The organism is Saccharopolyspora aridisoli (genome assembly GCF_004348445.1).
GTDB classification, from domain to species: Bacteria; Actinomycetota; Actinomycetes; order Mycobacteriales; family Pseudonocardiaceae; genus Saccharopolyspora; species Saccharopolyspora aridisoli.
The window spans coordinates 1-22,178 of the sequence record NZ_SMKV01000008.1; the positions used below are offsets into that span (position 1 = coordinate 1).

Below are 22,178 nucleotides of genomic sequence, written 5' to 3' on the forward strand. Positions count from 1 at the left end.
GGGTGTTGACCGGGGGCTGGGGGTGGAGAAGGGTTCGGAGTGCGGTCTTGGGGGCCGTGTTCGTCAGGTCCGTCGGCAGGAGGAGAGCCGTGAGCAGGATCCTTGCGGCGCAAACCGGAAGTCTGATCCGTCCGACCGAACTCCTGTCATTGCTGTCCGCGAAGGCCAGAGGTGCGGTCGTGGACGAGGACGCCTACCAGCTCCGCCTGTCCCAGTCCGTCGACGACGTCGTCCGCAAGCAGGTGGAGGCGGGTGTCGACGTCGTCGACGACGGCGAGATGGGAAAGGCCAGCTGGATCACCTACCTCTACGAGCGGGTCAGCGGTCTGGAGTCGCGTCCGATCGAACTCGAAGGCCCGAGCATGCTCCCGCCCAGTCGCGACCGGCAGGCCTTCCCCCGCGCCTACGCAGAACTCGACGCGCTGGACGAGGCGGCCGTCCGCAAGAGCAGCACGCAGGAGCAGACGCCGTCGGCCTGGTACTGCACCGGCCCGCTGCGCTATGACCGGACCGCGATCGACCGCGACATCGCGAACGTGAAAGCCGCTGTGGCGCAGCACGAAGGGATCGAGGGGTTCCTGCCGGTGGTCGCGCCGGCGAGCGCCTACTGGCTGACCAACGAGCACTACGACTCCGAGGAGGAGTTCGTCTTCGCGCTGGCCGACGTGCTCAAGCAGGAGTACCGGGCGATCGTCGACAGCGGCCTGCTGCTGCAGGTCGACGACGCGGTGCTGATGCACGAGTGCGACACGATCCTGTCCGGGGGAGGTTCCTACGACGACTACCGCCGCTGGGCGGAGCTGCGCGTGCGGGCCCTCAACCACGCGCTGGAGGGATTGCCGGAGGACCGCGTCCGGTACCACGTCTGCTTCGGCAGCTGGCACGGTCCGCACGCGTTCGACCTCCCCCTGCGCGACGTCATCGACCTGATCCTGCAGGTCAACGCGGGCGCTTACGCGATGGAGCAGGCCAATCCGCGTCACGAGCACGAGTGGCGGGTGTGGGAGGACGTGAAGCTGCCGGACGGCAAGAAGCTCATCCCAGGCGTGGTCACGCACCACACCAACGTCGTCGAGCACCCGGAGTTGGTGGCGCAGCGGCTCGTTCGGCTGGCGGGTGTCGTCGGGCGGGACAACGTGCTCGCCGGAACCGACTGCGGTTTCGCGCAGGGCGCCTTCGTGAAGAGGGTCCACGAGGAGATCCAGTGGGCGAAGCTCTCGGCCCTGGCGGAAGGCGCGCAACTGGCGTCGCAGCACCTCTGGAGTCGTTAGTCCTCCTGGGCCGCTTGGTGTTCCGGCAGGATGGATGGGAGGTGTTGCTCGTTCGGTGCGCGACGATGACGGTCTGCTGCAGGTGCTCGACGAGATCATCCTGGCGCCAGATCACCGCTCCCAGCCGCGACCGGGGTGTCCCGTTCTTCGCCGCCCAGCCGGACGACACCGCCGACGAGCTGCGGGACGTCTTCGCCGATCTGACCCCCGTGGAGGTCCGGCCGATGCGAGCCCAGCCGCCGGAGTCGCCGGTCTTCGGCGTGGACTTCCTCCAGGTCGGCCTCTTCCAGCGCCGATGAGTTCGGGGGTTGCGTCGAGTCGACACTCGAACGATGTCGAAGGAGGACGACGGTGGGATTCGATCGAGCCAGGCTGGCGCGGATGCGCGGCGTCATGGACGGCTACGTCGCCGACGGCACGCTCCCCGGCGCGGTGACCGCGGTCAGCCGCGGCGGAGAAACGCACATCGCGTCGTACGGGAGGCTGTCGATCGACGGCGAGCCCGTGGGGCGCGACACGATCTTCCGCATCGCCTCGATGACCAAGCCCGTCACCGCCGCGGCCGTGATGAGCCTGGTGGAGGAGTGCGTGCTGCGGCTCGACGACCCGGTCGAGGAGTTGCTGCCCGAACTCGCCGACCGACGTGTGCTGACCAGCCCGGACGCGCCGCTGTCGGACACGGTCCCCGCGGCTCGGCCGATCAACGCGCGAGACCTGTTGACCTTCACCTTCGGGCTCGGCGCCGTGCCCGGTGACGTGCCGATCGCGAAGGCGATGCACGAAGCGGGTCTGTCACCGTCCCCGGTCGACCCGGGCGTCGCTCCCGACGAGTGGATGCGGCGGCTCGGCGAACTCCCGCTGGCGTACCAGCCCGGTGACCAGTGGCTCTACCACACCGGATCGGACGTGCTCGGCGTGCTGATCGCCCGCGCGACCGGGCGGAAGCTCGCGGACCTGCTGCGCGAACGGATCTTCGAACCGCTCGGGATGCGCGACACCGGCTTCCACACCTCCGCCGAATCCCGCGTTCCCACCGTCTACATGCCCGACGACGGCGTGCTCGTCCCGTTCCCCGCGTCCGCTTCCGAGGAGCCCGCTTTCGGTTCGGGAGCCGGAGGACTGCTGTCCACGGCGGACGATCTACTCGCGTTCTACCGGATGCTGCGCAACGGCGGGAAGCACGGGAGAACCCGCGTGCTGTCCCGCGCGTCGGTCGAGCTGCTCACCACGGATCGTCTCGTCGAGTCGCAGAAACCCGATCCCGCAGCCACTCTGCCCGAAAACGTCGGCTGGGCGTTCGGGCAGAGCGTGGTGACCCGGCGGGTCGGCCTGGCAGGCGTCGGCCAGTTCGGCTGGAGCGGCGGCTTCGGCACCACCGCTTTCGCCGAACCGGCCGAGGGGTTGATCGCAATCTTGCTCACGCAGCGCGCGCTGACCGGCGGCGCACCGCACTTCCAGGACTTCGAGACGACCACCTACCAGGCCCTCGCCTGAGCGGAGGTCAGGAGCACAACGAGGGGATCGCCCGGCCCAGCCCCGCGTGGTGCAGGACGGTGAGGTCGTGAGCGGCGCGGACGTAGGCGCTGAGCAGCTGGCCGTCGCAGGACGGGCCGTCGCGCAGCTCGTCGGTGTCGCGGAGCTGCAGCAGGATCGCCTCCCCCAGGCGGTCCAGCTCGGGGCGGATTTCGCCTAGATCGGGCCGCTCGGTGGGTTGCTCGTCTGGATTGGCGCGCCAGTGCTCGTGCAGCCCCCGCTGCACGAGCTTGCTGGCCTCGATCTGGTCGCGGAAGATCCGCTTGGCCTCCTCGGGGTCGAGCCCCAGCTCGGCCGCCTCCTCCGCGACACCGTCGAGCACCTGCTGCTCGCGCTCGGGGTCTTCGATCGGCGACTCCGTTCCCCACTTGGCCGCCGCGACCTGATCGGCCAGCGCCACGCGCTGCGCGGCCGAACCCACCAGCGGGTCCAGCGCGCCTTCCGCGCTCGCCGGAAGACCCAGCCCCAGAACAGCGATGACAACAGCACTTCCGACGATCAGCGAACGCATCGCAGACCCCTCCCAGGAGATCAGTACCCACCCACTCATACACCCGGCTCGCGGTGCCCGGTAACGGCTTTCCGCTGAGTCCATGATTCGATCGCGTTGAGGACCTTTCGGAAAATCGCCGCCGCGGCCGGTGTGCCGGGCGATGCTCGAGAATCCGGTTAGGGTGGGTGTGGTGGATTTCAGCTCCGAGTTGTTCCGTGTCATCGCGGGGTGGGGTGTGGCTTCTCCGGCCTGGGTGCAGGCCGTCGCGGTGGTGCTGACCGATGCCCTGCTGCTCGCGTTCGTCCCCGTCGCGGTGTTCGTGTGGTGGAGGGTCGACCGGCGGATTCGAGCCATGCTGGCGATCTTGCTCTCCGGTGGCTCCACGTGGGTGCTCAACGGCTTGGTCAAGGAGATCATCGAACAGCCGAGGCCGTGCTTCGCGATGCCCATCCCCACGGTCGAGCACTGCAGCGAGGTCGGGATCTTCTCGCTGCCCAGCGGGCACTCGGCCACGGCGGCGGCGTTCGCGGTGACCGTGGCCGCGCTGTGGCGGCGCGCCGCCGCGGTGGTCGCGGTCGTGGCGCTGCTGGAGGCGTTCCTGCGGGTCTACATCGGCGTGCACTACCCGCACGACGTGGTCCTCGGTCTGCTGTTCGGAGTGCTCATCGGCACGATCGCCGCGGTGGCGGGCAAGCCCGGTGCCAGGCAGCCCCCGGCAGCTCGCGCCGACACCGCTGCGGCCACGACGTCGGCGGCGTCCTGATCTACATCTCGGCGTGGACGAGCGGGCCTTCGACGGCCTGGGCGGCTCCGCCGGTGCTCTCGGCCAGCCAGGCGTGGAACCCGTCGACGTCCTCCACCGGCACGTGGACGTGGAAGCGGACCGCGGCGTCGTAGGAGGTGTCGGCGACCTGGTATCCGGCCGACCGCAGATCGTTGTCGAGCCTGCCCGCCAGCACGTGGTCGACCTCGATTAGCAGCACCCGCACCGGTCGTCGCTGAAGGGTTCCGACGTGCTCCAGCGCCGCCGACACCGCGCCCCCGTAGGCGCGGACCAAACCGCCCGCGCCCAGCAGCACCCCGCCGAAGTAGCGGGTCACCACGGCCACGGAGTTGGTGATCTCGTTGCGGCGCAGCACTTCCAGCATCGGCACTCCGGCCGTGCCCGCGGGTTCGCCGTCATCGCTGGACTTCTGGATCTCACCGGAGTCGCCGAGCACGAACGCCGAGCAGTGGTGCCGGGCGTCGTGGTGCGTCTTGCGCTGGAGCTGGATGAACTCCCGCGCATCGGACTCCTCGGTCACCCGCGCCAACGAGCAGATGAACCGGGACTTGCGCACCTCGATCTCGTGCTCGCCCGACCGCTTGATCGTCCGCATCAACCCTCCCCCGGCCATCCTCCCACCTGGTGGTTCGACGATCAGCGTGTGGTGATTTTCATGGAAGGGACGGGCGATTTCCGCCTTGTCGGTGCCGCCACGTACCGTCCACCCTCATGGAGCAATCATCGAGCCCGTTTGAACCAGGCGTGCGGGTGCGTGCCACGTTCGGCCGGTTCCGTGATCAGGAGGGCACGGTGGTGGAGACCGCCACGGGTCTCCCGCAGGTTTTCGAAGGTCCCGTCCTCTGGGTGAGGTTCGACGGCGCCGAAGAACCGGGCCTGGTGGCTGGCCGCTTCCTCGAAGAAGCGGCCTGAGACCCATCTGACGGTGGTCGCCGTGCGTGGCGGTGCCGGTAGCAGGACCTGAGCGGCTCCATGGACTGCGGGTGCCGTCGCCCGTGCACGTCCGATGCACGACGCGACGGCGTCCTCGCCACGAAGCCGCTCAGAACCTGCGGCGGTGCGAGTTGCTCTGGTGGGGCAGTACGAGCACCGAGCAACCGCCCGCGAACGATCAGCCCCAGACCTCCTGGGCCGTTTCCACGACCAGGCGGAGCTTGGCCACTTCTTCCTCGTAGGTCAGGGCGTTGCCGTCCTTGGTCGAGGCGAATCCGCACTGCGGCGACAGGCACAGCTGGTCGAGGTCGACGTACTTGGCGGCCTCGTCGATGCGGCGCTTGAGGTCGTCCTTGGACTCCAGCTCACCGCGCTTGGTCGTCACCAGGCCCAGCACCACGTGCTTGCCCTTGGGCACGTACCGCAGCGGGGCGAAGGTGCCCGAGCGCTCGTCGTCGAACTCCATGAAGAAGCCGTCGACCTCCAGCCGGCCGAACAGCGCCTCGGCGACGAAGTCGTAGCCGCCCTCGGCGACCCACGACGACCGGAAGTTGCCACGGCACATGTGCGTGGTCACCGTCAGCGTGTCCGGGCGGTCGCGCAGCGACTCGTTGATCAGTTCGATGTCCTTGACGTGCGCGTTCTCGCCGTCCTCACCTCGGGCGTTGAGCATCTCGCGCTGCTTCGGGTCGTTGAGGTAGGCCAGGCTGGTGTCGTCGAGCTGCAGGTAGTGGCAGCCCAGGTCGGCCAGCGCGCGCACCTGCGACCGGTACGCGGCGGCCAGGTCGGCGCGGAACTCGGCCATGTCCGGGTAGACGCTGGAGTCGACGGCCGCGGGACCGCCCCGGTAGGTGAGCATGCCCGGTGAGGGGATGGTCAGCTTCGGCGTGTTCTTGGTGGTCTTCGAGGCCAGGAACCTGAAGGCGTCGGCGAAGATGGTGCCCGAGAGCTTGATCTTGTCGGTGACCTTCAGGTCGGGGGTGATGAACTCGATGTCACCCTGGGCGTTGTGGAACTGGACCTTGAGGCTGTTGTCGTCGACGCGCTCGACGCCGTCCAGCTGGTACAGGAAGTCCATGTGCCATGAGCTGCGGCGGAACTCGCCGTCGGTGGCGCTCTGCAGGCCGATGTCCTCCTGCATCTTGACGACCTGGGTGATCGCCTCGTCTTCGATCCCGCGCAGCTCGGCGTCGTCGATTCGGCCGACCGCGTGCGAGTCTCGGGCTTCCAACAGGCGCTCGGGGCGGAGCAGGCTGCCGACGTGGTCGGCCCGGAACGGTGGTGCAACACGTGGGCTCATGGCACGCAACATAGTTCTCGGGTACCCCGGTGCCTAGGCAAGTTTTCATTTTTCGAAAACCTGTCCCGATCGGGTGCGGCTGGGTCGTTCACGGCGTGTGACCAAGGACAATTCGGTACATACGGTCGAGTGGATAAAATTGTCGGGGCAGCTACGTCGGGGATGACGGATGGAGACGATGCGAGTTCTCGTGATCGGAGCCGGAGTCGGGGGACTCGCAATCGCCAACGGATTGCTCGGCAAAGGCCATGACGTGCAAGTTTACGAGCACCACGACGCCTTGAGGACGTCTGGCGCGGGCATCACGGTGTGGAGCAACGGCACGGCGGCGCTGCGCGAGCTGGGGGTGGACATCACCGACCGCGGGCATCAGCTCGACAGCCTTCGGTCACTCGCCGAATCCGGCCGGTTGCTCTGGGAAGCCGATCTGGACGAGGTCACCGAGCGGCTCGGGTCGCCGACCGTGCAGATCCCGCGCCGCGAGCTGATCGCGGAGATGGCCACCGCGCTGCCTCCGGGCGCGCTCCAGTTCGGTCGGCGCTGCGTCTCGGTCAGCGAGCACCCCGATCACGTGCGGGTCGAGTTCGCCGACGGTTCCAGCGCGGTCGGCGACGTGCTCATCGGCGCCGACGGGCAGCGCTCGGTGGTGCGCCAGCAGGTCCTCGGCGGTGATCCCGCGAAGCCCACCGGGTGGGCCAGCTGGCAGGGCCTGACCCGCAGCGACCTGCCGGTCGCGACGGGCAGGCAGACGCTCAACATCGCCGGGCGCAACGCGCACTGCGGGCTCATCCCCACCGGCGACGGGCTGCTGCACTGGTGGTTCGACGTGCCGTGGAAGGAAGGCGACCGCGTCCACACGGTCGCCGAGCTGCGCGAGATGTTCCGCGGCTGGCCGGGTCCGGTCGAGGCGCTGCTGGCCTCCGTCACTGACGACGACCTGGGCTTCTTCCCGCACATCCGGCACAAGGTCCCGCACATCTGGGGCGGGCCGCGCAGCACCCTGCTCGGCGACGCCGTGCACGCGATGCCGCCAGCGGTCGCCCAGGCGGCCAACCAGACGCTCGAAGACGCCTGGCTCCTCACCCAGTACATGGCCGACGCCGAGGGTTCCCCGGCCGAGCGACTGCGCGCCTACGAGTTCGAACGCCGCCCGCGGGTCCTCAAGGTCTCCCGCACGGCTGCGCTGACCTCGGCGCAGCGCCGTACCCCGATCCAGCGCCTCGCCCGCTTCCCGGGCTGGCTGGCCACCCACAGCCAGGTCGTTTCGCTGCGCTCCGGCAGCAACGTCCTGCGCTCCCTGTCCCCGAAGCCGCGCCTCCGCGTCGCCTGACCGCGAGAAGGCCCTTGACCTGCGAAGGTCAAGGGCCCTTTTCAGCGGCGAAGCCGTCGGCTCACATCTCGTCCGGGTCGGGGCCGACTCGGACGCCCGTCTCGAGGGCGGTGATGGCCTTGATGTCGTCCTGGGCGAGCTCGAAGTCGAAGACCTCGATGTTCTCCTTGATGCGCGACGGCGTGACCGACTTCGGGATGGTCACGTTGCCCAGCTCGATGTGCCAGCGCAGCACGATTTGAGCCGGGGTCTTGCCGTACTTCTCCGCCAGGTTGGCGACCGTGGCGCTGTCCAGCAGACCGTTGTTGCGGCCCAGCGGGCTCCACGCCTCGGTGGCGATGCCGTGCTCGGCGTGGAATGCGCGCAGCTCGGCCTGCGGCAGGTTCGGGTGCAGCTCGACCTGGTTGAGCGCCGGCACGATGCTGGTCTCGTCGAAGAGGCGCTCCAGGTGCGAGACCTGGAAGTTCGACACGCCGATCGCCTTGGCGCGGCCGCTGTTGTAGATCTTCTCGAACGCCTTCCAGGTGTCGACGTAGGCGTCCTGGCTCGGAACCGGCCAGTGGATCAGGTAGAGGTCCACGTAGTCGAGGGCCAAGCGGGACAGGCTGTCGTCGAACGCCTTGAGCGTGCTGTCGTAGCCCTGGTCGTCGTTCCACAGCTTGGTGGTGACGAAGAGGTCCTCACGCTTGACGCCCGAGTCGGCGATGGCCTTGCCCACGCCTTCCTCGTTGCCGTACACCTTCGCGGTGTCGATGCTGCGGTACCCGGCGTCGATCGCTGCGCGGACCGGGGCGATGACCTCGTCGGCCGGAACCAGGAAGACGCCGTAACCCAGCTGAGGCATGGAAGCACCGGTGTTCAGCGTGACGTTCGGAACCTGAGTCATGTGCGTGTTTCCTCCACCCGATCGGGATTGGTCTTGCCAAGGGGCCCCGGTCGTCTGGAACTGATTCAGGGCCCCTTGCATTCCAGAGCACTCGTGTGAGCTGAGCAACCGCAGATCAGGCGGTGAGCTCGGATTCGGTCGCGGGAGATGCCTGGTGCGAGGCCACGACGCCGCTCCGCTTCGGGCGGCTGTCCAGCCGGCCCGACAGCACCGCGAAGCCCAGTCCGACCAGCGCCAGCAGCGCGCCGATCCAACTCGGTGAGACCAGCCCGAACCCGGCGGCGATCACCACGCCGCCCAGGTAGGCGCCCAGCGAGTTGGCGATGTTGAACGTGGACTGGATGCTCGCCGAACCCAGCGCCGGGGCCTCCTTGGCCTCGTCCAGGATGCGGGCCTGGATGCTCGGGATCGCGGTGAACCCGGTCGCGCCGATCAGGAAGACCATGATCGGGGCGATGATCGGGTTCTGCGCGGTCAGCGCGAACACCACCAGCGACACCGCCAGCGCGGAGATGCCCACGCACAGCGTCTTCACCGGCGAGCGGTCGGCGAGCCGGCCGCCCACCGCGGTGCCGACGGTCATGCCGACGCCGAACACGGCCAGCAGCGGGGTGACCGCTGTGGCGCTGAAGCCGGCCACGTCGGTGAGCACCGGCTTGATGTAGCTGTAGAAGGAGAAGATCGCGGCGAAGCCGAACACGACGACGGCGAAGGCGAGCCACACCTGCGGGCGGCGGAACGCCCGCAGCTCACCGCGGAGGCTGACCTCGGTGGGCTTGGGCTGCTTGGGCACCAGCACCGCCACGGCGGCCAGCGCGACCACGCCGATCACGGCGACCAGGCCGAACGCCCAGCGCCACCCGAAGGCGTGCCCGAGCTGGGTGCCGATCGGCACGCCGACGATGTTGGCGATGGTGAGGCCGATGAACATCATCGAGATCGCCTGCCCGCGCCGGTCGGCGGAGACCAGTCCGGCGGCCACGACCGCGCCGATGCCGAAGAACGCGCCGTGCGGCAGTCCGGAGATGAACCGGGCGACCAGCAGCGTCTCGTGGTTCATCGCGAACGCCGAGAACAGGTTCCCGGCCGTGAACAGCACCAGCATGTGCAGCAGCATCGTCTTGCGGCGGGAGCGCAGGCCGATCATGGTGAGCGCGGGCGCGCCGATGACGACGCCGAGTGCGTACAGCGAGATGTAACCTCCGGCGTCGGGGATCGACACCTGCAGGTCGGTGGCCACTTCAGGCAGCAGCCCCATCATCACGAACTCGGTCGTTCCGATCCCGAATGCGGCGATGGCCAGAGCCAACAGGGCAATGGGCAAGGAAGTCCCCCGTGTGGTGAAGAAGGTGGTGGTCTGTTCCGCGCGCGCTGCGCTGCACGGCGTGTCAGGCGGTCATCGCCTCGTGGGTGCGCGGTCGACGGGAACGATTCAGTCCCGGCGCCGATGGCGCTTCACACGTGTTCAACAGTACGCAGGCCTGTGCTCTTCCTCGTCCAGGTATGAAACGCGCCACGGAGGTCATCGCCCGTTCGGCCCACGGGCGCGGTGCACGAGGGCGTCCGCCTCGGTCTCCAGGCGCTTGGCCATGTGCGGGTAGTGCAGCTCGAAGGCCGGGCGGATGGACCTGATGCGCGGCAACGCGGTGAAGTTGTGCCGCGGCGGCGGGCACGACGTCGCCCACTCCAGGGAGTTGCCGTGGCCCCACGGGTCGTCCACGTCGACCGGCGTGCCGAAGCGGTAGCTGGTGAGGACGTTGTAGAGGAACGGCAGCATCGAAGCGCCGAGCACGAACGCGCCGATGGTGGAGACCGTGTTCAGAGCCGTGAAACCGTCGGTGACCAGGTAGTCGGCGTAGCGGCGCGGCATCCCCTCGTCGCCGAGCCAGTGCTGCACCAGGAACGTCAGGTGGAACCCCACGAACGTCAGCCAGAAGTGCAGCTTGCCCAGCCGCTCGTCGAGCATTCGTCCGGTGATCTTCGGGAACCAGAAGTAGACCCCTGCGAACACCGCGAACACGATCGTGCCGAACAGCACGTAGTGGAAGTGCGCCACGACGAAGTAGGTGTCGGTGATGTGGAAGTCCAGCGGCGGTGAGGCCAGCAGGACCCCGGTCAGGCCGCCGAGCAGGAACGTCACCAAGAACCCGATCGAGAACAGCATCGGTGACTCGAACGTCAGCTGCCCACGCCACATCGTCCCGATCCAGTTGAAGAACTTGATGCCCGTCGGGACCGCGATCAGGAACGTGGCGAACGAGAAGAACGGCAGCAGCACAGCCCCGGTGGCGAACATGTGGTGCGCCCACACGACCGCGGACAGGCCCATGATGACCATGGTGGCCAGCACCAACCCGGCGTAGCCGAACAGCGGTTTCCGGCTGAACACCGGCAGGATCTCGGTGGCGATCCCGAAGAACGGCAGCGCCACGATGTAGACCTCGGGATGCCCGAAGAACCAGAAGAGGTGCTGGTAGAGGATCGCTCCGCCGTGGGCCGGGTCGAAGACGTGCCCGCCGAGGTGGCGGTCGACCAGCAGCCCGAACAGCGCGGCGGTCAGGATCGGGAACGCCATCAGCACCAGGATGCTGGTGGCCAGGATGTTCCAGGTGAAGATCGGCATCCGCCACATCGTCATCCCCGGGCAGCGCAGGCACACCACGGTCGTGATCATGTTGACCGCGCCCAGGATCGTGCCCAGACCGCTGACGATCAGCCCGGCCGCCCACAGGTCGCCGCCGGGCCCGACGCTGTACGCGCCGCGCGACAGCGGTGCGTACGCGGTCCAGCCGAAGTCGGCCGCGCCGCCGGGCATCAGCAACCCGCTGATCACGGTCAGCCCGCCGAACAGGAAAAGCCAGTAGGAGAAGGCGTTCAGCCGCGGGAACGCCACGTCCGGCGCGCCGATCTGCAGCGGGAGGATCACGTTGGCGAAGCCGAACACGATCGGTGTGGCGAACAGCAGCAGCATGATCGTGCCGTGCATGGTGAACAGCTGGTTGTACTGCTCCTGGGACAGGAACTGCAGGCCGGGGACGGCCAGTTCGCCGCGGATCAGCAGCGCCATCGCTCCGCCTGCGATGAAGAAGGCGAACGAGGTGATCAGGTACAGGACCCCGATGTCCTTGGGGTCGGTGGTCCGCAGCCAGGGCACCAGCCGCGCGCCCTTGCGCGGGCGTCTTCCGGCCGCGGTCCTGGTGGGCACCGCCGTCGGTTGGATCTGGGTGGTTGCCATGCCAGCCTCCGGCCTTCGCGGGAGCGACCTGTACCGACCAATGCTCCGCCCTTAACCGCGGATCCGCCTACGCAACCTTCGTCCCGCGCGCAGGGCGCCGGGCAGCCGAACGGTTGTTGATCAAGCGCGGTTCGGGCCAGCGCCGTGCCCGGTGGCACCCCGTCTCCACGATCCGGAGCCCGGCGGGGGTTCAGATCGCTGCGATGGCCCCGTGCGCCATGTCGCGGAGGAGTCGCGACATGGCCGAGGTGTCCAGGTGAGCGCTGAACGGGGTCGAGTTGATCAGGCCGAACACCGCGTGCGCCGCCGCGCGGGCGCGGGGCCGGTCCAGCTCCGGGCGGGCGTCGCGCAGCACCGCGACCCACACTTCGACGTAGAGCCGCTGGGATTCCCGGACACGGCGGTGGTCGCGGTCGGAGAGGGAGTCCAGGTCGCGCATGTGCACCGTGATCAGCGCCGGGTTGTGCAGCGCGAACTCCACGTGCCAGCGCACCAGGCGGTCCAGGGCGTCCTGCGAGCCGGAAGCGGCGTCGACCCGGTGCTTGCCGCCGAGCAGCAGCCGGTCGCTGATGCCTGTCAGCAGCTCGGCCAGCATCGCGTCCTTGCTGCGGAAGTGCCGGTACAGCGCGGGTCCGGAGATGCCCACGGCGGCTCCGATGTCGTCGATGCCGACGCCGTGGAAGCCGGCGCGGGCGAACTTCTCCGCCGCCGCGGTCAGGATCTGCTCGCGCCGGGTCGGTTTCGCCGCATCGGTCGACATGCTGCTCGATACTAGACGATTCGGTTAACCGCCGTTAACATGGAGTCAAGTTAACGATGACTAACCGAGCCAAGCGGAAGGTGTGCCCCATGGATGCGCCCGTTCTGCGCACGTCGGTGGACCCGGACTCGCCGGAGTTCGCGCGCAACGCCGAGCAGCACGCCAAGCTCGTCGACGACCTGAACGCGCAGCTGGACAGAGCCCGTGCGGGCGGGTCGGAGAAGGCGCGCGCCAGGCACGTCGAGCGCGGCAAGCTGCTGCCCCGGGACAGGGTTGACGCGCTGCTCGACCGCGGCTCGCCGTTCCTGGAGCTCTCGCCGATGGCCGCCCACGGGCTCTACGACGACGAGGCACCCTCGGCGGGGATCATCACCGGAGTCGGCCGGGTGTCCGGTCGTGAGTGCGTGGTGGTGGCCAACGACGCGACGGTCAAGGGCGGCACCTACTACCCGGTGACGGTCAAGAAGCACCTGCGCGCGCAGGAAGTCGCGCTGCACAACAACCTGCCCTGCTTGTACCTGGTCGACTCTGGCGGCGCGTTCCTGCCCAGGCAGGACGACGTGTTCCCCGACCGCGAGCACTTCGGCCGGATCTTCTACAACCAGGCCACGATGTCCGCTCGCGGCATCCCGCAGATCGCCGCCGTCCTCGGCTCCTGCACGGCCGGCGGTGCCTACGTGCCGGCGATGAGCGACGAGGCCGTGATCGTCCGCGAGCAGGGCACGATCTTCCTGGGTGGTCCGCCGCTGGTGAAGGCTGCGACCGGGGCCGAGGTGACAGCCGAGGAGCTGGGCGGCGGCGAGCTGCACTCGCGCACCTCGGGGGTCACCGACCACCTCGCTGCGGACGACGCCGACGCGCTGCGCATCGTCCGCAGCATCGTGAGCACGCTCGGTCCGCGCGAGCCGCGCCCGTGGGAGGTCGCGCCGGGCGAGGAGCCCGCGGTCGATCCCGACGAGATCTACGGCGCGGTGCCCACCGACTCCCGCACCCCCTACGACGTGCGCGAGGTGATCGCGCGGATCGTCGACGGCAGCCGCTTCGCCGAGTTCAAGCACGACTACGGCCAGACGTTGGTGACCGGTTTCGCCCGCATCCACGGCCAGCCGGTCGGCATCATCGCCAACAACGGAATCCTGTTCAGCGAGTCCGCCCAGAAGGGCGCGCACTTCATCGAGCTGTGCGACAAGCGCTCTACCCCGTTGGTGTTCCTGCAGAACATCTCCGGGTTCATGGTCGGCAAGGAGTACGAGGCCGGAGGCATCGCCAAGCACGGCGCGAAGATGGTCACCGCCGTCGCCTGCGCCCGGGTCCCGAAGTTCACCGTGGTCATCGGCGGCTCGTTCGGCGCGGGCAACTACTCGATGTGCGGCCGGGCGTACTCGCCGCGGTTCATGTGGATGTGGCCCAACGCCCGGATCTCGGTGATGGGCGGTGAGCAAGCAGCGTCGGTGCTGGCCACCGTCCGGCGCGACCAGCTCGACGCACGCGGCGAGCAGTGGCCCGCCGCGGACGAAGAAGCGTTCAAGCAGCCGATCCGCGACCAGTACGAGCACCAGGGCCACCCCTACTACGCGACGGCCCGGCTCTGGGACGACGGCGTGATCGACCCGAAGCAGACCCGGGACGTGCTGGGCCTGGCCATCTCCGCGGCGGGCAACGCGCCGTTGGAACCGATCTCCTACGGCGTTTTCCGGATGTGAGGGATGAGCATGTTCGACACCGTGCTGGTCGCCAACCGCGGGGAGATCGCGGTTCGGATCGTCCGCACCTTGCGTGAAATGGGCATCCGCTCGGTCGCGGTGTTCAGCGACGCCGACCGCGATGCCCGCCACGTAGCCGAAGCCGACACGTCGGTCCACATCGGACCCGCGTTGGCGACCGAGAGCTACCTCAACGGCAAGCGGATCCTCGACGCGGCTCGGGAAACGGGTGCGCAGGCGATCCATCCTGGTTACGGGTTCTTGGCCGAGAACGCCGACTTCGCACGCGCCTGCGAGCAGGCCGGCGTGGTGTTCATCGGCCCGCCCGCGAGCGCGATCGAGTCGATGGGCGACAAGATCCGCGCCAAGCAGGCCGTCTCGGCAGCAGGGGTTCCGGTGGTGCCGGGCCGCAGCGACACCGGCATGACCGACGCCGACCTGCACCGGGCCGCGCTGGGCGTCGGGTTCCCCGTGCTGATCAAGCCCTCGGCGGGCGGTGGCGGCAAGGGGATGCGGCTGGTGCACGCCGAAGCCGAGGTGGACGACCAGATCGCCTCGGCGCGCCGCGAGGCCGGTTCGTCCTTCGGTGATGACACCCTGTTCGTCGAGCGGTTCGTCTCGCGGCCCCGGCACATCGAGGTCCAGGTCCTCGCCGACTCGCACGGCAACGTCGTGCATCTCGGCGAACGGGAGTGCAGCCTGCAGCGGCGGCACCAGAAGATCATCGAAGAGGCGCCGTCGCCGCTGCTCGATGCCCAGACGCGCGCCCGGATCGGGGCCTCGGCGGCCGACGCCGCGCGCGCGGTCGGCTACACGGGCGCCGGCACGGTGGAGTTCATCGTCTCGGCCGACCGGCCGGACGAGTTCTTCTTCATGGAGATGAACACCCGCTTGCAGGTCGAGCACCCGGTGACCGAGCTGGTCACGGCGGTGCGCGGCGAGCGAGGTGTGGACCTCGTCGAGCAGCAGGTCCGGGTGGCCTCGGGCCAGCCGCTGACCTGGGAGCAGCAGGACCTGACGCTCGACGGTCACGCCGTCGAGGCCCGCGTCTACGCCGAGGACCCGGCCCGCGGTTTCCTGCCCACCGGTGGTGAGCTCCTCGCCGTCCACGAACCCACCGGTCCCGGAATCCGCGTCGACTCCGGCATCCGCCCCGGCGGCAGCGTCGGCTCGGACTACGACCCGATGCTGGCCAAGGTCATCGCCTGGGCTCCCGACCGGGCAGACGCCCTGCGCCGTCTCGACAAGGCCCTCGCCGACGCCACGATCCTCGGCCTGAACAGCAACATCGCCTTCCTGCGCGCCCTGCTGCAGCACGCCGACGTCCTCGCGGGCAACCTCGACACGGGCCTGGTCGAACGCGACCTGGAGTCGTTGACCGAGAGCGCGGTGCCCGAGCACGCCTACGTCGCAGCAGCGATGGGACGGCTCATCGCCGCCCAGCCGAGCAGTGGGTCCACTCCCTGGGACGCGCTCACCGGCTGGCGCCTCGGTCGCCCGGCGTGGAGCACCTGGCGCTTCACCGGAGACCTCAAGGTCCACCTCCGGGGCGCCCCGGAGCGCGCGGAGGTCGCGGTCGAGAACGGGGACACGACGGCGTCGGCGGAAGCCTCTGGCCACCTCCGAAGCGACGTCCTCACCGTCACCTACCAGGGACGGACCCGCTGGTACCGGTGCGCGCACGTCGACGGCACCACTTGGCTGGCCGCGGACGGGCACACCTGGGCGCTCACCGAGCACCGGCTGCTGGCCGAACGCGGCGACGCCGCCGGCCGCTCCGACGGCGTCGTCACCGCCCCGATGCCGGGAACGGTGCTGGTCGCCGACGTCACCCAGGGCCAGCAGGTGAGCAGCGGCCAGCGGCTGTTCGTCGTCGAGGCGATGAAGATGGAGCACACCGTCACCGCCCCGATCGACGGAACCGTCACCGAAGTCCACGCGAGGAAGGGGCAGTCGGTCGGGCTCGATCAGCCGCTGGCCGTTCTCACCGCCGAAGGGGAGGGAAGACGCGATGGTTGACCACCGGCTCAGCGAGGAGCACGAAGCGCTGCGCGAAAGCGTGCGGGAGTTCGCGCGCAAGGAAGTAGCCCCGGTCATCGCCGACTACTACGAGCGGGAGGAGTTCGCCTACCCGCTGGTGCGCAAGATGGGTGAGATGGGCCTGTTCGGCCTGCCGGTTCCGGAGGAGCACGGCGGCATGGGCGGCGACTACTTCGCGCTGTGCCTGGCGTTGGAGGAGCTGGGGCGCATCGACCAGTCGGTGGCCATCACCCTCGAAGCCGGGGTGTCGCTGGGCATCATGCCGATCCTGCGCTTCGGCTCGGAGGAGCAGAAGCGCACGTGGTTGTCCAAGCTGGCTCAGGGCGAGGCGTTGGGCGCGTTCGGCCTCACCGAACCCGACGGCGGCTCCGACGCAGGCGCTACCCGCACGACGGCGGTGCTCGACGGCGACGAATGGGTGATCAACGGATCGAAGGCGTTCATCACCAACTCCGGCACCGAGATGACCGGGTTCGTCACGGTCACCGCCGTCACCGGTGAGCGTCCGGACGGCCGCAAGGAGATCTCGGCGATCCTGGTGCCCTCGGGCACCCCGGGCTTCACGGTCGCCAAGAAGTACTCGAAGGTCGGCTGGAACGCCTCCGACACCCACGCCCTGTCCTTCGACGACTGCCGGGTCCCGGTGGCCAACCTCGTCGGCGAACGCGGTCGGGGTTACGCCCAGTTCCTGGCCACGCTCACCGAGGGCCGGGTGGCGATCGCCGCGCTCGGCGTCGGCACGGCCCAGGGCTGCGTCGACGAGTGCCTACGCTACCTGGGAGAGCGCGAGGCGTTCGGGCACAAGATCGGCGAGTACCAGGCGATGCAGTTCAAGGTCGCCCAGATGGAGCTGCGGGCCCACACGGCCCGGCTGGCCTACTACGACGCGGCTTCGCGGATGGTGCGCGGCGAGCCGTACAAGAAGGAGGCCGCGATCGCCAAGCTCGCCTCGTCGAACGCGGCGATGGACAACGCCCGCGACGCCACGCAGATCTTCGGCGGCTACGGCTTCATGAACGAGACGCCCGTGGGTCGCTTCTACCGCGACTCCAAGATCCTGGAGATCGGTGAGGGCACCAGCGAGGTGCAGCTCATGCTCATCGCCAGGGAGCTCGGCCTACCAGCCTGAGCAAGAACGAGAGGTCGTGGTCGCGAGCGGGGGGCTTCGCGGCCACGACCTCTTCCTTCGCCGTCTCACATGGGTCGATAGCGGTCGACCGGGACGGTCATCTCTTCGGTCTGCTCGACGTCGGGGATTCCGCCGGCGAGTCGTGCTTGCATCGGGTCGGGGGTGTTGTCGGGATGGGGGCCGTCCTGACCGGGCCACGCGGGTGCCTGAGCCATCGGCTGCTGCTGCGCCTGCGGCTGGGCCGCGTGCTCCTCTTCGGCGATCTCGAGGTGCTGCATCACCCAGTCCCGCGCGAGCGAGGCCGGGGATGTTCCCTGCTTGAAGGCGAGCTCGCGGAGACGCTCGTTTGCCAGCAGCGGCAGCCGCAGCTGGTACACCTGAGCGGCACCGAAGCGACGCCCTGATCCGGTGGTTTCGGGGCTTTCCTCCGGGTCAAGCGCAGCCAGGTACGACTCGAATTCGGGGTCCGGTTCGGCTTCTTCGGCTGAATTGCGCTGCCGATTCGCCTTCGTTCGTCCTAGAGCCACGCGGACACGATAACGGTTGTATTGCGGCCTGCCTATCGTGGCGACCTCGGAGTTCGGCTCGCGGTTCTGGGCGCGGGGCCGCCACCAGCGAGTGTTCCGATCGAGTGAGATCTGGCGAAAACCCGCTCTGACGTGGAAGGCCCCCGCGCCAGGGGGAGGAGCACGGGGGCTGGAGGGATCTCCACAGGTGCTGACCGGGGGGTGTGTCAGCGCCGCCGATTGTGGCACGCGCCTCCCCCTCGCGGGGAGCGTTGCGACCACGATTCGTGCATCCGGCACGGTCCGCATGCGGCCGGTCGGCGGTCTCGCTCGCCCGCTGCGGAACACGAGATCGCGATGATCCGGAATGCGAGCGGCGTCCCGTTCGTTGTCCGGGGTGGACGCACGGTGTGACGCAGGCAATATCCGAAGTGGATCGACCCACGCACGCGATTACTCTCAGTTGATGTCGAATCACTCTCTGGGGGGCTGCGGCTGTTGACAACCTGTGGATAACCTGCGGCCGGAACCCGAGGGCCTGGGAGGCGTCATGTACGGGTCGCTGGATGTACGAAAGTTCTTGTGGCAGCAGGAAGACGGGCAGTCGCGGCAGCAGTCCGCGGTGCCCGGGCAGCGCGTCGGCGAGCCCTCGCGCATCTCGGACGAGCAAGTGCACCGAGCCAGGATCGCGGTCGCTCGCAGTGCCGAGAGCGCGGAGGACTGCCGCCTGCTGCTGGACATGCTGGGCCTGGTCCCGGACGAGGACGGGCAACCACCCGTGGCGCGCTGACCTGGACCGCGTCGTGGCTGGACCCCGTGTGGGCCGGTCTTGGAGGCGCGGTGAGCTCGCTGCCGAACTCACCGTCGGCAGGCGTTCTACGAACGTGTGACACCCAGGTGTTCCGCTGGGCGAACAATGCGCATCCGGGGTAACTTCCGGTGGCATATTTGATCAACCGTTCGGGCGTGGTGTCGCCCGCATGGGCGGTCATGCATGGCCACCGGGGGTCGGAGTCGATCAATGGCACAGCAGCACCGGGCGCATCTCACCCGTCACTCGATCATGGTCGCCGCGGCGGAGGAGATCGACGAGGTCGGTTACGAGGCGGCCAGGCTCAGCGCGATCCTGCGCCGCTGCGGAACCACCAAGGGTGCGTTCTACTTCCACTTCAGCGGCAAGCAGGAGGTGGCCCACGCGCTGGTCGAGCGCTACCGCGAGCACCTCGCTGAGCTGAGCACCCGCTGGTACGAGCGCGGGCAGGACCCGCTGGCGACGATGGTCGGCCTCACCTGCGACACGGCTCGCCGCTTGGAGGAGGACGTGCTGCTGCGCGCGGGCCTGTCCCTGGCCTGCAACCACGTCGGCACGGAGACGGACGGCTGGGAGTTCCTGTTCGACGACCTGATCGGCCGCGCCGCCGACCACGGCTTGCTGCGTCCGGGCGTGGACCCGGCCGCGACGGCTCGCCTCTGCTACGCGGTGGCCGTCGGCACGAACCTGCTCGTGGCGGGCGACCCGCGACGTCTCGCAGCCCGCTTGGAGGAGTCGTGGCGGGTCCTGCTCCCGGGTCTGGCCGTGGACGGCACCCGGGTGGCCGCAGCAGTCGGCTGATCATGAGTCGTGGATCACAAAATCCCACCACGGCCCGATTTGACCGTTCCTGGGCCTGGCGGGGCCCCTCGGTCTCCTTGGTGCGGCACGCAGGGCGCCTCGGATGATGGTGGCGATTCGGCAGGTCAGGGGACTAGTATCGGCCTCGGGCGCGGAGCGCTGGGGCGGTCCGCGACGGTGCCGCGCGGCTGAAGGGGCCCCCGGTTCAGGTGGCTGGAAGCGTGTGTCGTAAGCTTTCATCACTGCCAACGGGGCGCCCCGAAAGGGAAAGCCGGTTGGAGGCGAAGGCCGGACCGGTTTCGGATCGGTCAAGCCCCCATCGTCTAGCGGCCTAGGACGCCGCCCTTTCAAGGCGGTAGCGCGGGTTCGAATCCCGTTGGGGGTACGAACAACTGAAGATTGAAGCATGGCCCAGTGGCGCAGTTGGTTAGCGCGCCGCCCTGTCACGGCGGAGGTCGCGGGTTCGAGTCCCGTCTGGGTCGCCAAGGCGAACGGCAGCACGCCGGACGCTATCGGCCAGGTAGCTCAGTTGGTACGAGCGTCCGCCTGAAAAGCGGAAGGTCGGCGGTTCGACCCCGCCCCTGGCCACCGCTCATAGCTGCGAGAACAGCCCCCGTCGATCTCGACGGGGGCTTCTTCGTCTCATTTTTCGTCTCAGTTCCTTCGTGTGGGGCGGGGCAACGGGCGTGGCGCCGAGGTGCCGCTAGCCCTGTGGCTGTCACCCACGAAGTGGAGCTGCTGAGTATGAGCTCATCGCATTGGCGCAAAGAACGACACGCCGATCGGGACGCTTGTGGCGCGGCCACATTTTCAAGAAAACAGCAGGTCAGGTGGCATATTTGGCGGCCAATTTTCTGTCAATGCTGTGTACTATGAGCGGAACAGCTCGATCTGGCTTTCATCATGATGATGGCCAGGTGACGTGGCCAACGCCCGGCACGCAGAGGCCGGGCGCGGAGCTGCCACTCCGGCCCGGCCAACTGCTGTTAGCTGTGGAAGTCGCTCATAAAGATCCACAGCAGTATGCGAACCAGCACGGCAAGAAGCGTCTGGGTGCTAAAGCCCAGGCGCTTCTTGTTGGTACGGGGTTCGTTTCCCCGGCGCCGTCGCTGCTTCTTCCTGTGAGCCACATTGGCTCCTCTCGGTAGGCGGCTTACTGAGTACCCACCGAGGCCGTTCGACCCCGGCAGGTAGCTACGCCGCCGGGATCAAGCAGTCCCCCAAGGTTAGAAGCAACTCGCGATGCGAATGTCGATTCGACCCGGCGAGTCGCAACCTCAAGATCGCTCGCTTCCTCGGTTGCAGATCAGTGAGGGGACCCCCGTCTCTTGGCGAGGGTCCCCTCAGCTCAGTTCATGCCCCAGAAGTACGTGTTGAGGCGGACGGCAACGTCGCGCCTGAGCGCGTCCGTGACGTGCATATAGCGCTGCTTCATTGAGATAGTCGACCAGCCCATGAGGTCCATGACCGTTCGGTCGGGAACGCCCAGGATGAGAAGCACCGTTGCGGCAGTGTGCCGAGCATCGTGCAACCTGGCTTCTCGGACATGGGACTCCGCCAACAAAGATTTCCACTCGTCGAGGTCACGGCGGGGATCCAGTGGCCGGCCGTTCGGTTGGGCGAACATCCAGCCCTCCTCGTGCCATTCGTTGGCTGCCCTCTCGCGTTCGGTGTTCTGAACATCTCGGTGCCGCAGGATGAGTTCGAAGAGCTCGTCGGGGAGCGAGATCGTCCTGCGGCCAGCCTTCGACTTGACGTCGACCTCGACCAAGCCTCCCCCTTTGCGCTGGGGGCACCAGCGGGCGTGATCGGTGCAATCCGCGGAACAGGGTGGTGGGCACGCGCGAGTGTGGCGCTTGCACGCGGGCGGGCACGGCTTCGTCTTGTGGTACTTCTGCCCGCACTGGTGCGGGTCGTCGCACCCGTGCTGCCATGTCTGCCGTTGGAGAGCCCTCTTGATCCGCAGGGTTTTCCGCCGCTCGTCGAGGCAGTCCCACTTCAGAGCAAGTGACTCGCCTTGCCGAGTGCCGAGGGCCAACGCGATGACGAAGCGGACGCCGTTTCGGCGGCCCAACGCGACCTTGAGGATCTGCTGAACCTCTTCGGCATCCAGTGGCTCGATCTCTTCCTCGTCGACACGAGGCGCTTTGGCGATCTCCAGGGGGTTACGCACGATATAGCCGCGCTTCATCGCCTCGCCGAAAGCCGTGCGGGCAGTCCGGTGCACCTGGTGCGCCGTACCAGGCTTCAACCCGGACTCCATCATCTTCAAGTACAGCTTCTCGAACAGCTCCGGGTGGTGCTGGATGCGCTCCATCTTGTGGGCACCCAGGCCGGGGATGAGGTGCTTGTAGACCGCCGTTTTGTAACCGCGCATCGTCTTGTAGCGGCTGGTCAGCGGCGCGATTTCCTCAACCCAGTGGATCAGCCAGCGCTCGACCTTCCAGCTACGGCCCTTCCTGCGCACCGTGCCGGACTCACGCTCGGCTTCGAGCCGCCCGACCTCGGCAACGACCTCGTCGCGGTCGAGTCGTTGGACGTGCCGTCGGTCCGGTCGGCCGTCGTCGCCGATCCCCACGGTGACCCGCCCGTGCCAGTAGCCATCGCTACCGAAGTAGATCGAGGAGCGGCCGTTGGGGTTTCGCGTCTTGTTCTCTTCCACC

Annotated in this window: 19 protein-coding genes and 3 tRNA genes; 13 read left to right on the forward strand and 9 right to left on the reverse strand. The window is 68.3% G+C overall.

What is annotated here, in order from left to right:
* The first annotated feature begins 89 nt into the window (after window positions 1–89).
* Genes E1161_RS08225 through E1161_RS08235 form a run of 3 tightly spaced genes read left to right on the forward strand, consistent with a single transcriptional unit; the run spans window position 90 to window position 2,765 of the window.
* Window positions 90–1,271 carry a cobalamin-independent methionine synthase II family protein gene (locus tag E1161_RS08225; protein WP_132621273.1) on the forward strand — a complete coding sequence of 394 codons (1,182 nt, stop codon included), beginning with the start codon at window positions 90–92 and terminating at the stop codon, window positions 1,269–1,271.
* Between the two features lie 41 nt (window positions 1,272–1,312).
* The gene (locus tag E1161_RS08230; protein WP_132621275.1) at window positions 1,313–1,570 is read left to right on the forward strand and encodes a hypothetical protein; all 258 of its coding nucleotides are present in this window, start codon (window positions 1,313–1,315) and stop codon (window positions 1,568–1,570) included.
* A 52-nt stretch (window positions 1,571–1,622) separates the two neighbouring features.
* Entirely contained in the window at window positions 1,623–2,765 is a 1,143-nt protein-coding gene (locus E1161_RS08235; protein ID WP_235874879.1) for a serine hydrolase domain-containing protein, read from the forward strand.
* A gap of 7 nt (window positions 2,766–2,772) precedes the next feature.
* Here E1161_RS08235 and E1161_RS08240 read toward each other — a convergent pair whose 3' ends face one another.
* The gene (locus tag E1161_RS08240; RefSeq protein WP_132621277.1) at window positions 2,773–3,315 is read right to left on the reverse strand and encodes a chorismate mutase; all 543 of its coding nucleotides are present in this window, start codon (window positions 3,313–3,315) and stop codon (window positions 2,773–2,775) included.
* Window positions 3,316–3,487: 172 nt separating this feature from the next.
* Here E1161_RS08240 and E1161_RS08245 point away from each other — a divergent pair, with 172 nt between their 5' ends.
* Window positions 3,488–4,060 carry a phosphatase PAP2 family protein gene (locus tag E1161_RS08245; protein ID WP_132621279.1) on the forward strand — a complete coding sequence of 191 codons (573 nt, stop codon included), beginning with the start codon at window positions 3,488–3,490 and terminating at the stop codon, window positions 4,058–4,060.
* Between the two features lies 1 nt (window position 4,061).
* Here the strand turns inward: E1161_RS08245 and E1161_RS08250 are convergent, their stop codons facing one another.
* Window positions 4,062–4,676, reverse strand: coding sequence for a YigZ family protein (locus E1161_RS08250; RefSeq protein WP_132621281.1), 615 nt, complete (start codon window positions 4,674–4,676; stop codon window positions 4,062–4,064).
* A gap of 516 nt (window positions 4,677–5,192) precedes the next feature.
* Complete coding sequence (locus E1161_RS08260) at window positions 5,193–6,314, reverse strand: 5-methyltetrahydropteroyltriglutamate--homocysteine S-methyltransferase (protein ID WP_132621283.1); 1,122 nt, start codon at window positions 6,312–6,314, stop codon at window positions 5,193–5,195.
* Between the two features lie 178 nt (window positions 6,315–6,492).
* On the opposite strand from E1161_RS08260, the gene E1161_RS08265 reads away from it, so the two are divergent.
* Window positions 6,493–7,644, forward strand: coding sequence for an FAD-dependent monooxygenase (locus E1161_RS08265; RefSeq protein WP_235874880.1), 1,152 nt, complete (start codon window positions 6,493–6,495; stop codon window positions 7,642–7,644).
* Between the two features lie 61 nt (window positions 7,645–7,705).
* Here the strand turns inward: E1161_RS08265 and E1161_RS08270 are convergent, their stop codons facing one another.
* From E1161_RS08270 to E1161_RS08285, 4 genes are all read right to left on the reverse strand, one after another.
* Window positions 7,706–8,530: an aldo/keto reductase gene (locus E1161_RS08270; RefSeq protein ID WP_132621287.1), complete on the reverse strand. Its 825-nt coding sequence runs from the start codon at window positions 8,528–8,530 to the stop codon at window positions 7,706–7,708.
* A 115-nt stretch (window positions 8,531–8,645) separates the two neighbouring features.
* Window positions 8,646–9,854, reverse strand: coding sequence for an MFS transporter (locus tag E1161_RS08275; RefSeq protein ID WP_132621289.1), 1,209 nt, complete (start codon window positions 9,852–9,854; stop codon window positions 8,646–8,648).
* 198 nt (window positions 9,855–10,052) lie between these two features.
* Window positions 10,053–11,765, reverse strand: coding sequence for an aa3-type cytochrome oxidase subunit I (gene ctaD, locus E1161_RS08280; RefSeq protein ID WP_132621291.1), 1,713 nt, complete (start codon window positions 11,763–11,765; stop codon window positions 10,053–10,055).
* 190 nt (window positions 11,766–11,955) lie between these two features.
* The gene (locus E1161_RS08285; RefSeq protein ID WP_132621293.1) at window positions 11,956–12,525 is read right to left on the reverse strand and encodes an SACE_7040 family transcriptional regulator; all 570 of its coding nucleotides are present in this window, start codon (window positions 12,523–12,525) and stop codon (window positions 11,956–11,958) included.
* Window positions 12,526–12,614: 89 nt separating this feature from the next.
* Between E1161_RS08285 and E1161_RS08290 the strand changes: the two genes are divergently transcribed.
* Genes E1161_RS08290 through E1161_RS08300 form a run of 3 tightly spaced genes read left to right on the forward strand, consistent with a single transcriptional unit; the run spans window position 12,615 to window position 17,397 of the window.
* Window positions 12,615–14,228 carry a carboxyl transferase domain-containing protein gene (locus tag E1161_RS08290; protein ID WP_132621295.1) on the forward strand — a complete coding sequence of 538 codons (1,614 nt, stop codon included), beginning with the start codon at window positions 12,615–12,617 and terminating at the stop codon, window positions 14,226–14,228.
* A gap of 9 nt (window positions 14,229–14,237) precedes the next feature.
* Window positions 14,238–16,247: an acetyl/propionyl/methylcrotonyl-CoA carboxylase subunit alpha gene (locus tag E1161_RS08295; RefSeq protein WP_207920153.1), complete on the forward strand. Its 2,010-nt coding sequence runs from the start codon at window positions 14,238–14,240 to the stop codon at window positions 16,245–16,247.
* The gene (locus tag E1161_RS08300; protein ID WP_132621299.1) at window positions 16,240–17,397 is read left to right on the forward strand and encodes an acyl-CoA dehydrogenase family protein; all 1,158 of its coding nucleotides are present in this window, start codon (window positions 16,240–16,242) and stop codon (window positions 17,395–17,397) included. Before E1161_RS08295 ends, E1161_RS08300 begins: the two co-directional genes overlap by 8 nt.
* Before the next feature lie 65 nt (window positions 17,398–17,462).
* Here the strand turns inward: E1161_RS08300 and E1161_RS08305 are convergent, their stop codons facing one another.
* Window positions 17,463–17,924, reverse strand: a complete 462-nt coding sequence (locus E1161_RS08305; protein ID WP_132621301.1) for a hypothetical protein — start codon at window positions 17,922–17,924, stop codon at window positions 17,463–17,465.
* Window positions 17,925–18,453: 529 nt separating this feature from the next.
* On the opposite strand from E1161_RS08305, the gene E1161_RS08310 reads away from it, so the two are divergent.
* The 5 genes from E1161_RS08310 (at window position 18,454) to E1161_RS08330 (ending at window position 20,103) form a co-directional block, all read left to right on the forward strand.
* On the forward strand, window positions 18,454–18,693 hold the full coding sequence (locus tag E1161_RS08310; protein WP_132621303.1) for a hypothetical protein: 240 nt from the start codon (window positions 18,454–18,456) through the stop codon (window positions 18,691–18,693).
* A 231-nt stretch (window positions 18,694–18,924) separates the two neighbouring features.
* A complete protein-coding gene (locus E1161_RS08315; protein ID WP_132621305.1) occupies window positions 18,925–19,515 on the forward strand; it encodes a TetR/AcrR family transcriptional regulator in 591 nt (196 codons plus the stop codon).
* A 312-nt stretch (window positions 19,516–19,827) separates the two neighbouring features.
* Window positions 19,828–19,900, forward strand: a tRNA-Glu gene (locus E1161_RS08320).
* A 23-nt stretch (window positions 19,901–19,923) separates the two neighbouring features.
* Window positions 19,924–20,000: transfer RNA gene (locus tag E1161_RS08325), tRNA-Asp, on the forward strand.
* 29 nt (window positions 20,001–20,029) lie between these two features.
* A tRNA-Phe gene (locus tag E1161_RS08330) sits at window positions 20,030–20,103 on the forward strand.
* Between the two features lie 760 nt (window positions 20,104–20,863).
* On the opposite strand, the gene E1161_RS08335 is transcribed toward E1161_RS08330, so the two are convergent.
* The gene (locus E1161_RS08335) at window positions 20,864–22,177 is read right to left on the reverse strand and encodes a tyrosine-type recombinase/integrase (protein WP_132621307.1); all 1,314 of its coding nucleotides are present in this window, start codon (window positions 22,175–22,177) and stop codon (window positions 20,864–20,866) included.
* Between the last annotated feature and the right edge of the window lies 1 nt (window position 22,178).

What these genes read in the sequence shown, in the direction of transcription:
- E1161_RS08315 (WP_132621305.1), top strand. Translation starts at nt 18,925, where the DNA reads ATGGCACAGCAGCACCGGGCGCATCTCACCCGTCACTCGATCATGGTC.
- E1161_RS08290 (WP_132621295.1), top strand. Translation starts at nt 12,615, where the DNA reads ATGGATGCGCCCGTTCTGCGCACGTCGGTGGACCCGGACTCGCCGGAG.
- ctaD (WP_132621291.1), bottom strand. Translation starts at nt 11,765, where the DNA reads ATGGCAACCACCCAGATCCAACCGACGGCGGTGCCCACCAGGACCGCG.
- E1161_RS08295 (WP_207920153.1), top strand. Translation starts at nt 14,238, where the DNA reads ATGTTCGACACCGTGCTGGTCGCCAACCGCGGGGAGATCGCGGTTCGG.
- E1161_RS08300 (WP_132621299.1), top strand. Translation starts at nt 16,240, where the DNA reads ATGGTTGACCACCGGCTCAGCGAGGAGCACGAAGCGCTGCGCGAAAGC.
- E1161_RS08250 (WP_132621281.1), bottom strand. Translation starts at nt 4,676, where the DNA reads ATGCGGACGATCAAGCGGTCGGGCGAGCACGAGATCGAGGTGCGCAAG.
- E1161_RS08285 (WP_132621293.1), bottom strand. Translation starts at nt 12,525, where the DNA reads ATGTCGACCGATGCGGCGAAACCGACCCGGCGCGAGCAGATCCTGACC.
- E1161_RS08240 (WP_132621277.1), bottom strand. Translation starts at nt 3,315, where the DNA reads ATGCGTTCGCTGATCGTCGGAAGTGCTGTTGTCATCGCTGTTCTGGGG.
- E1161_RS08270 (WP_132621287.1), bottom strand. Translation starts at nt 8,530, where the DNA reads ATGACTCAGGTTCCGAACGTCACGCTGAACACCGGTGCTTCCATGCCT.
- E1161_RS08310 (WP_132621303.1), top strand. Translation starts at nt 18,454, where the DNA reads ATGTACGGGTCGCTGGATGTACGAAAGTTCTTGTGGCAGCAGGAAGAC.
- E1161_RS08265 (WP_235874880.1), top strand. Translation starts at nt 6,493, where the DNA reads ATGCGAGTTCTCGTGATCGGAGCCGGAGTCGGGGGACTCGCAATCGCC.
- E1161_RS08260 (WP_132621283.1), bottom strand. Translation starts at nt 6,314, where the DNA reads ATGAGCCCACGTGTTGCACCACCGTTCCGGGCCGACCACGTCGGCAGC.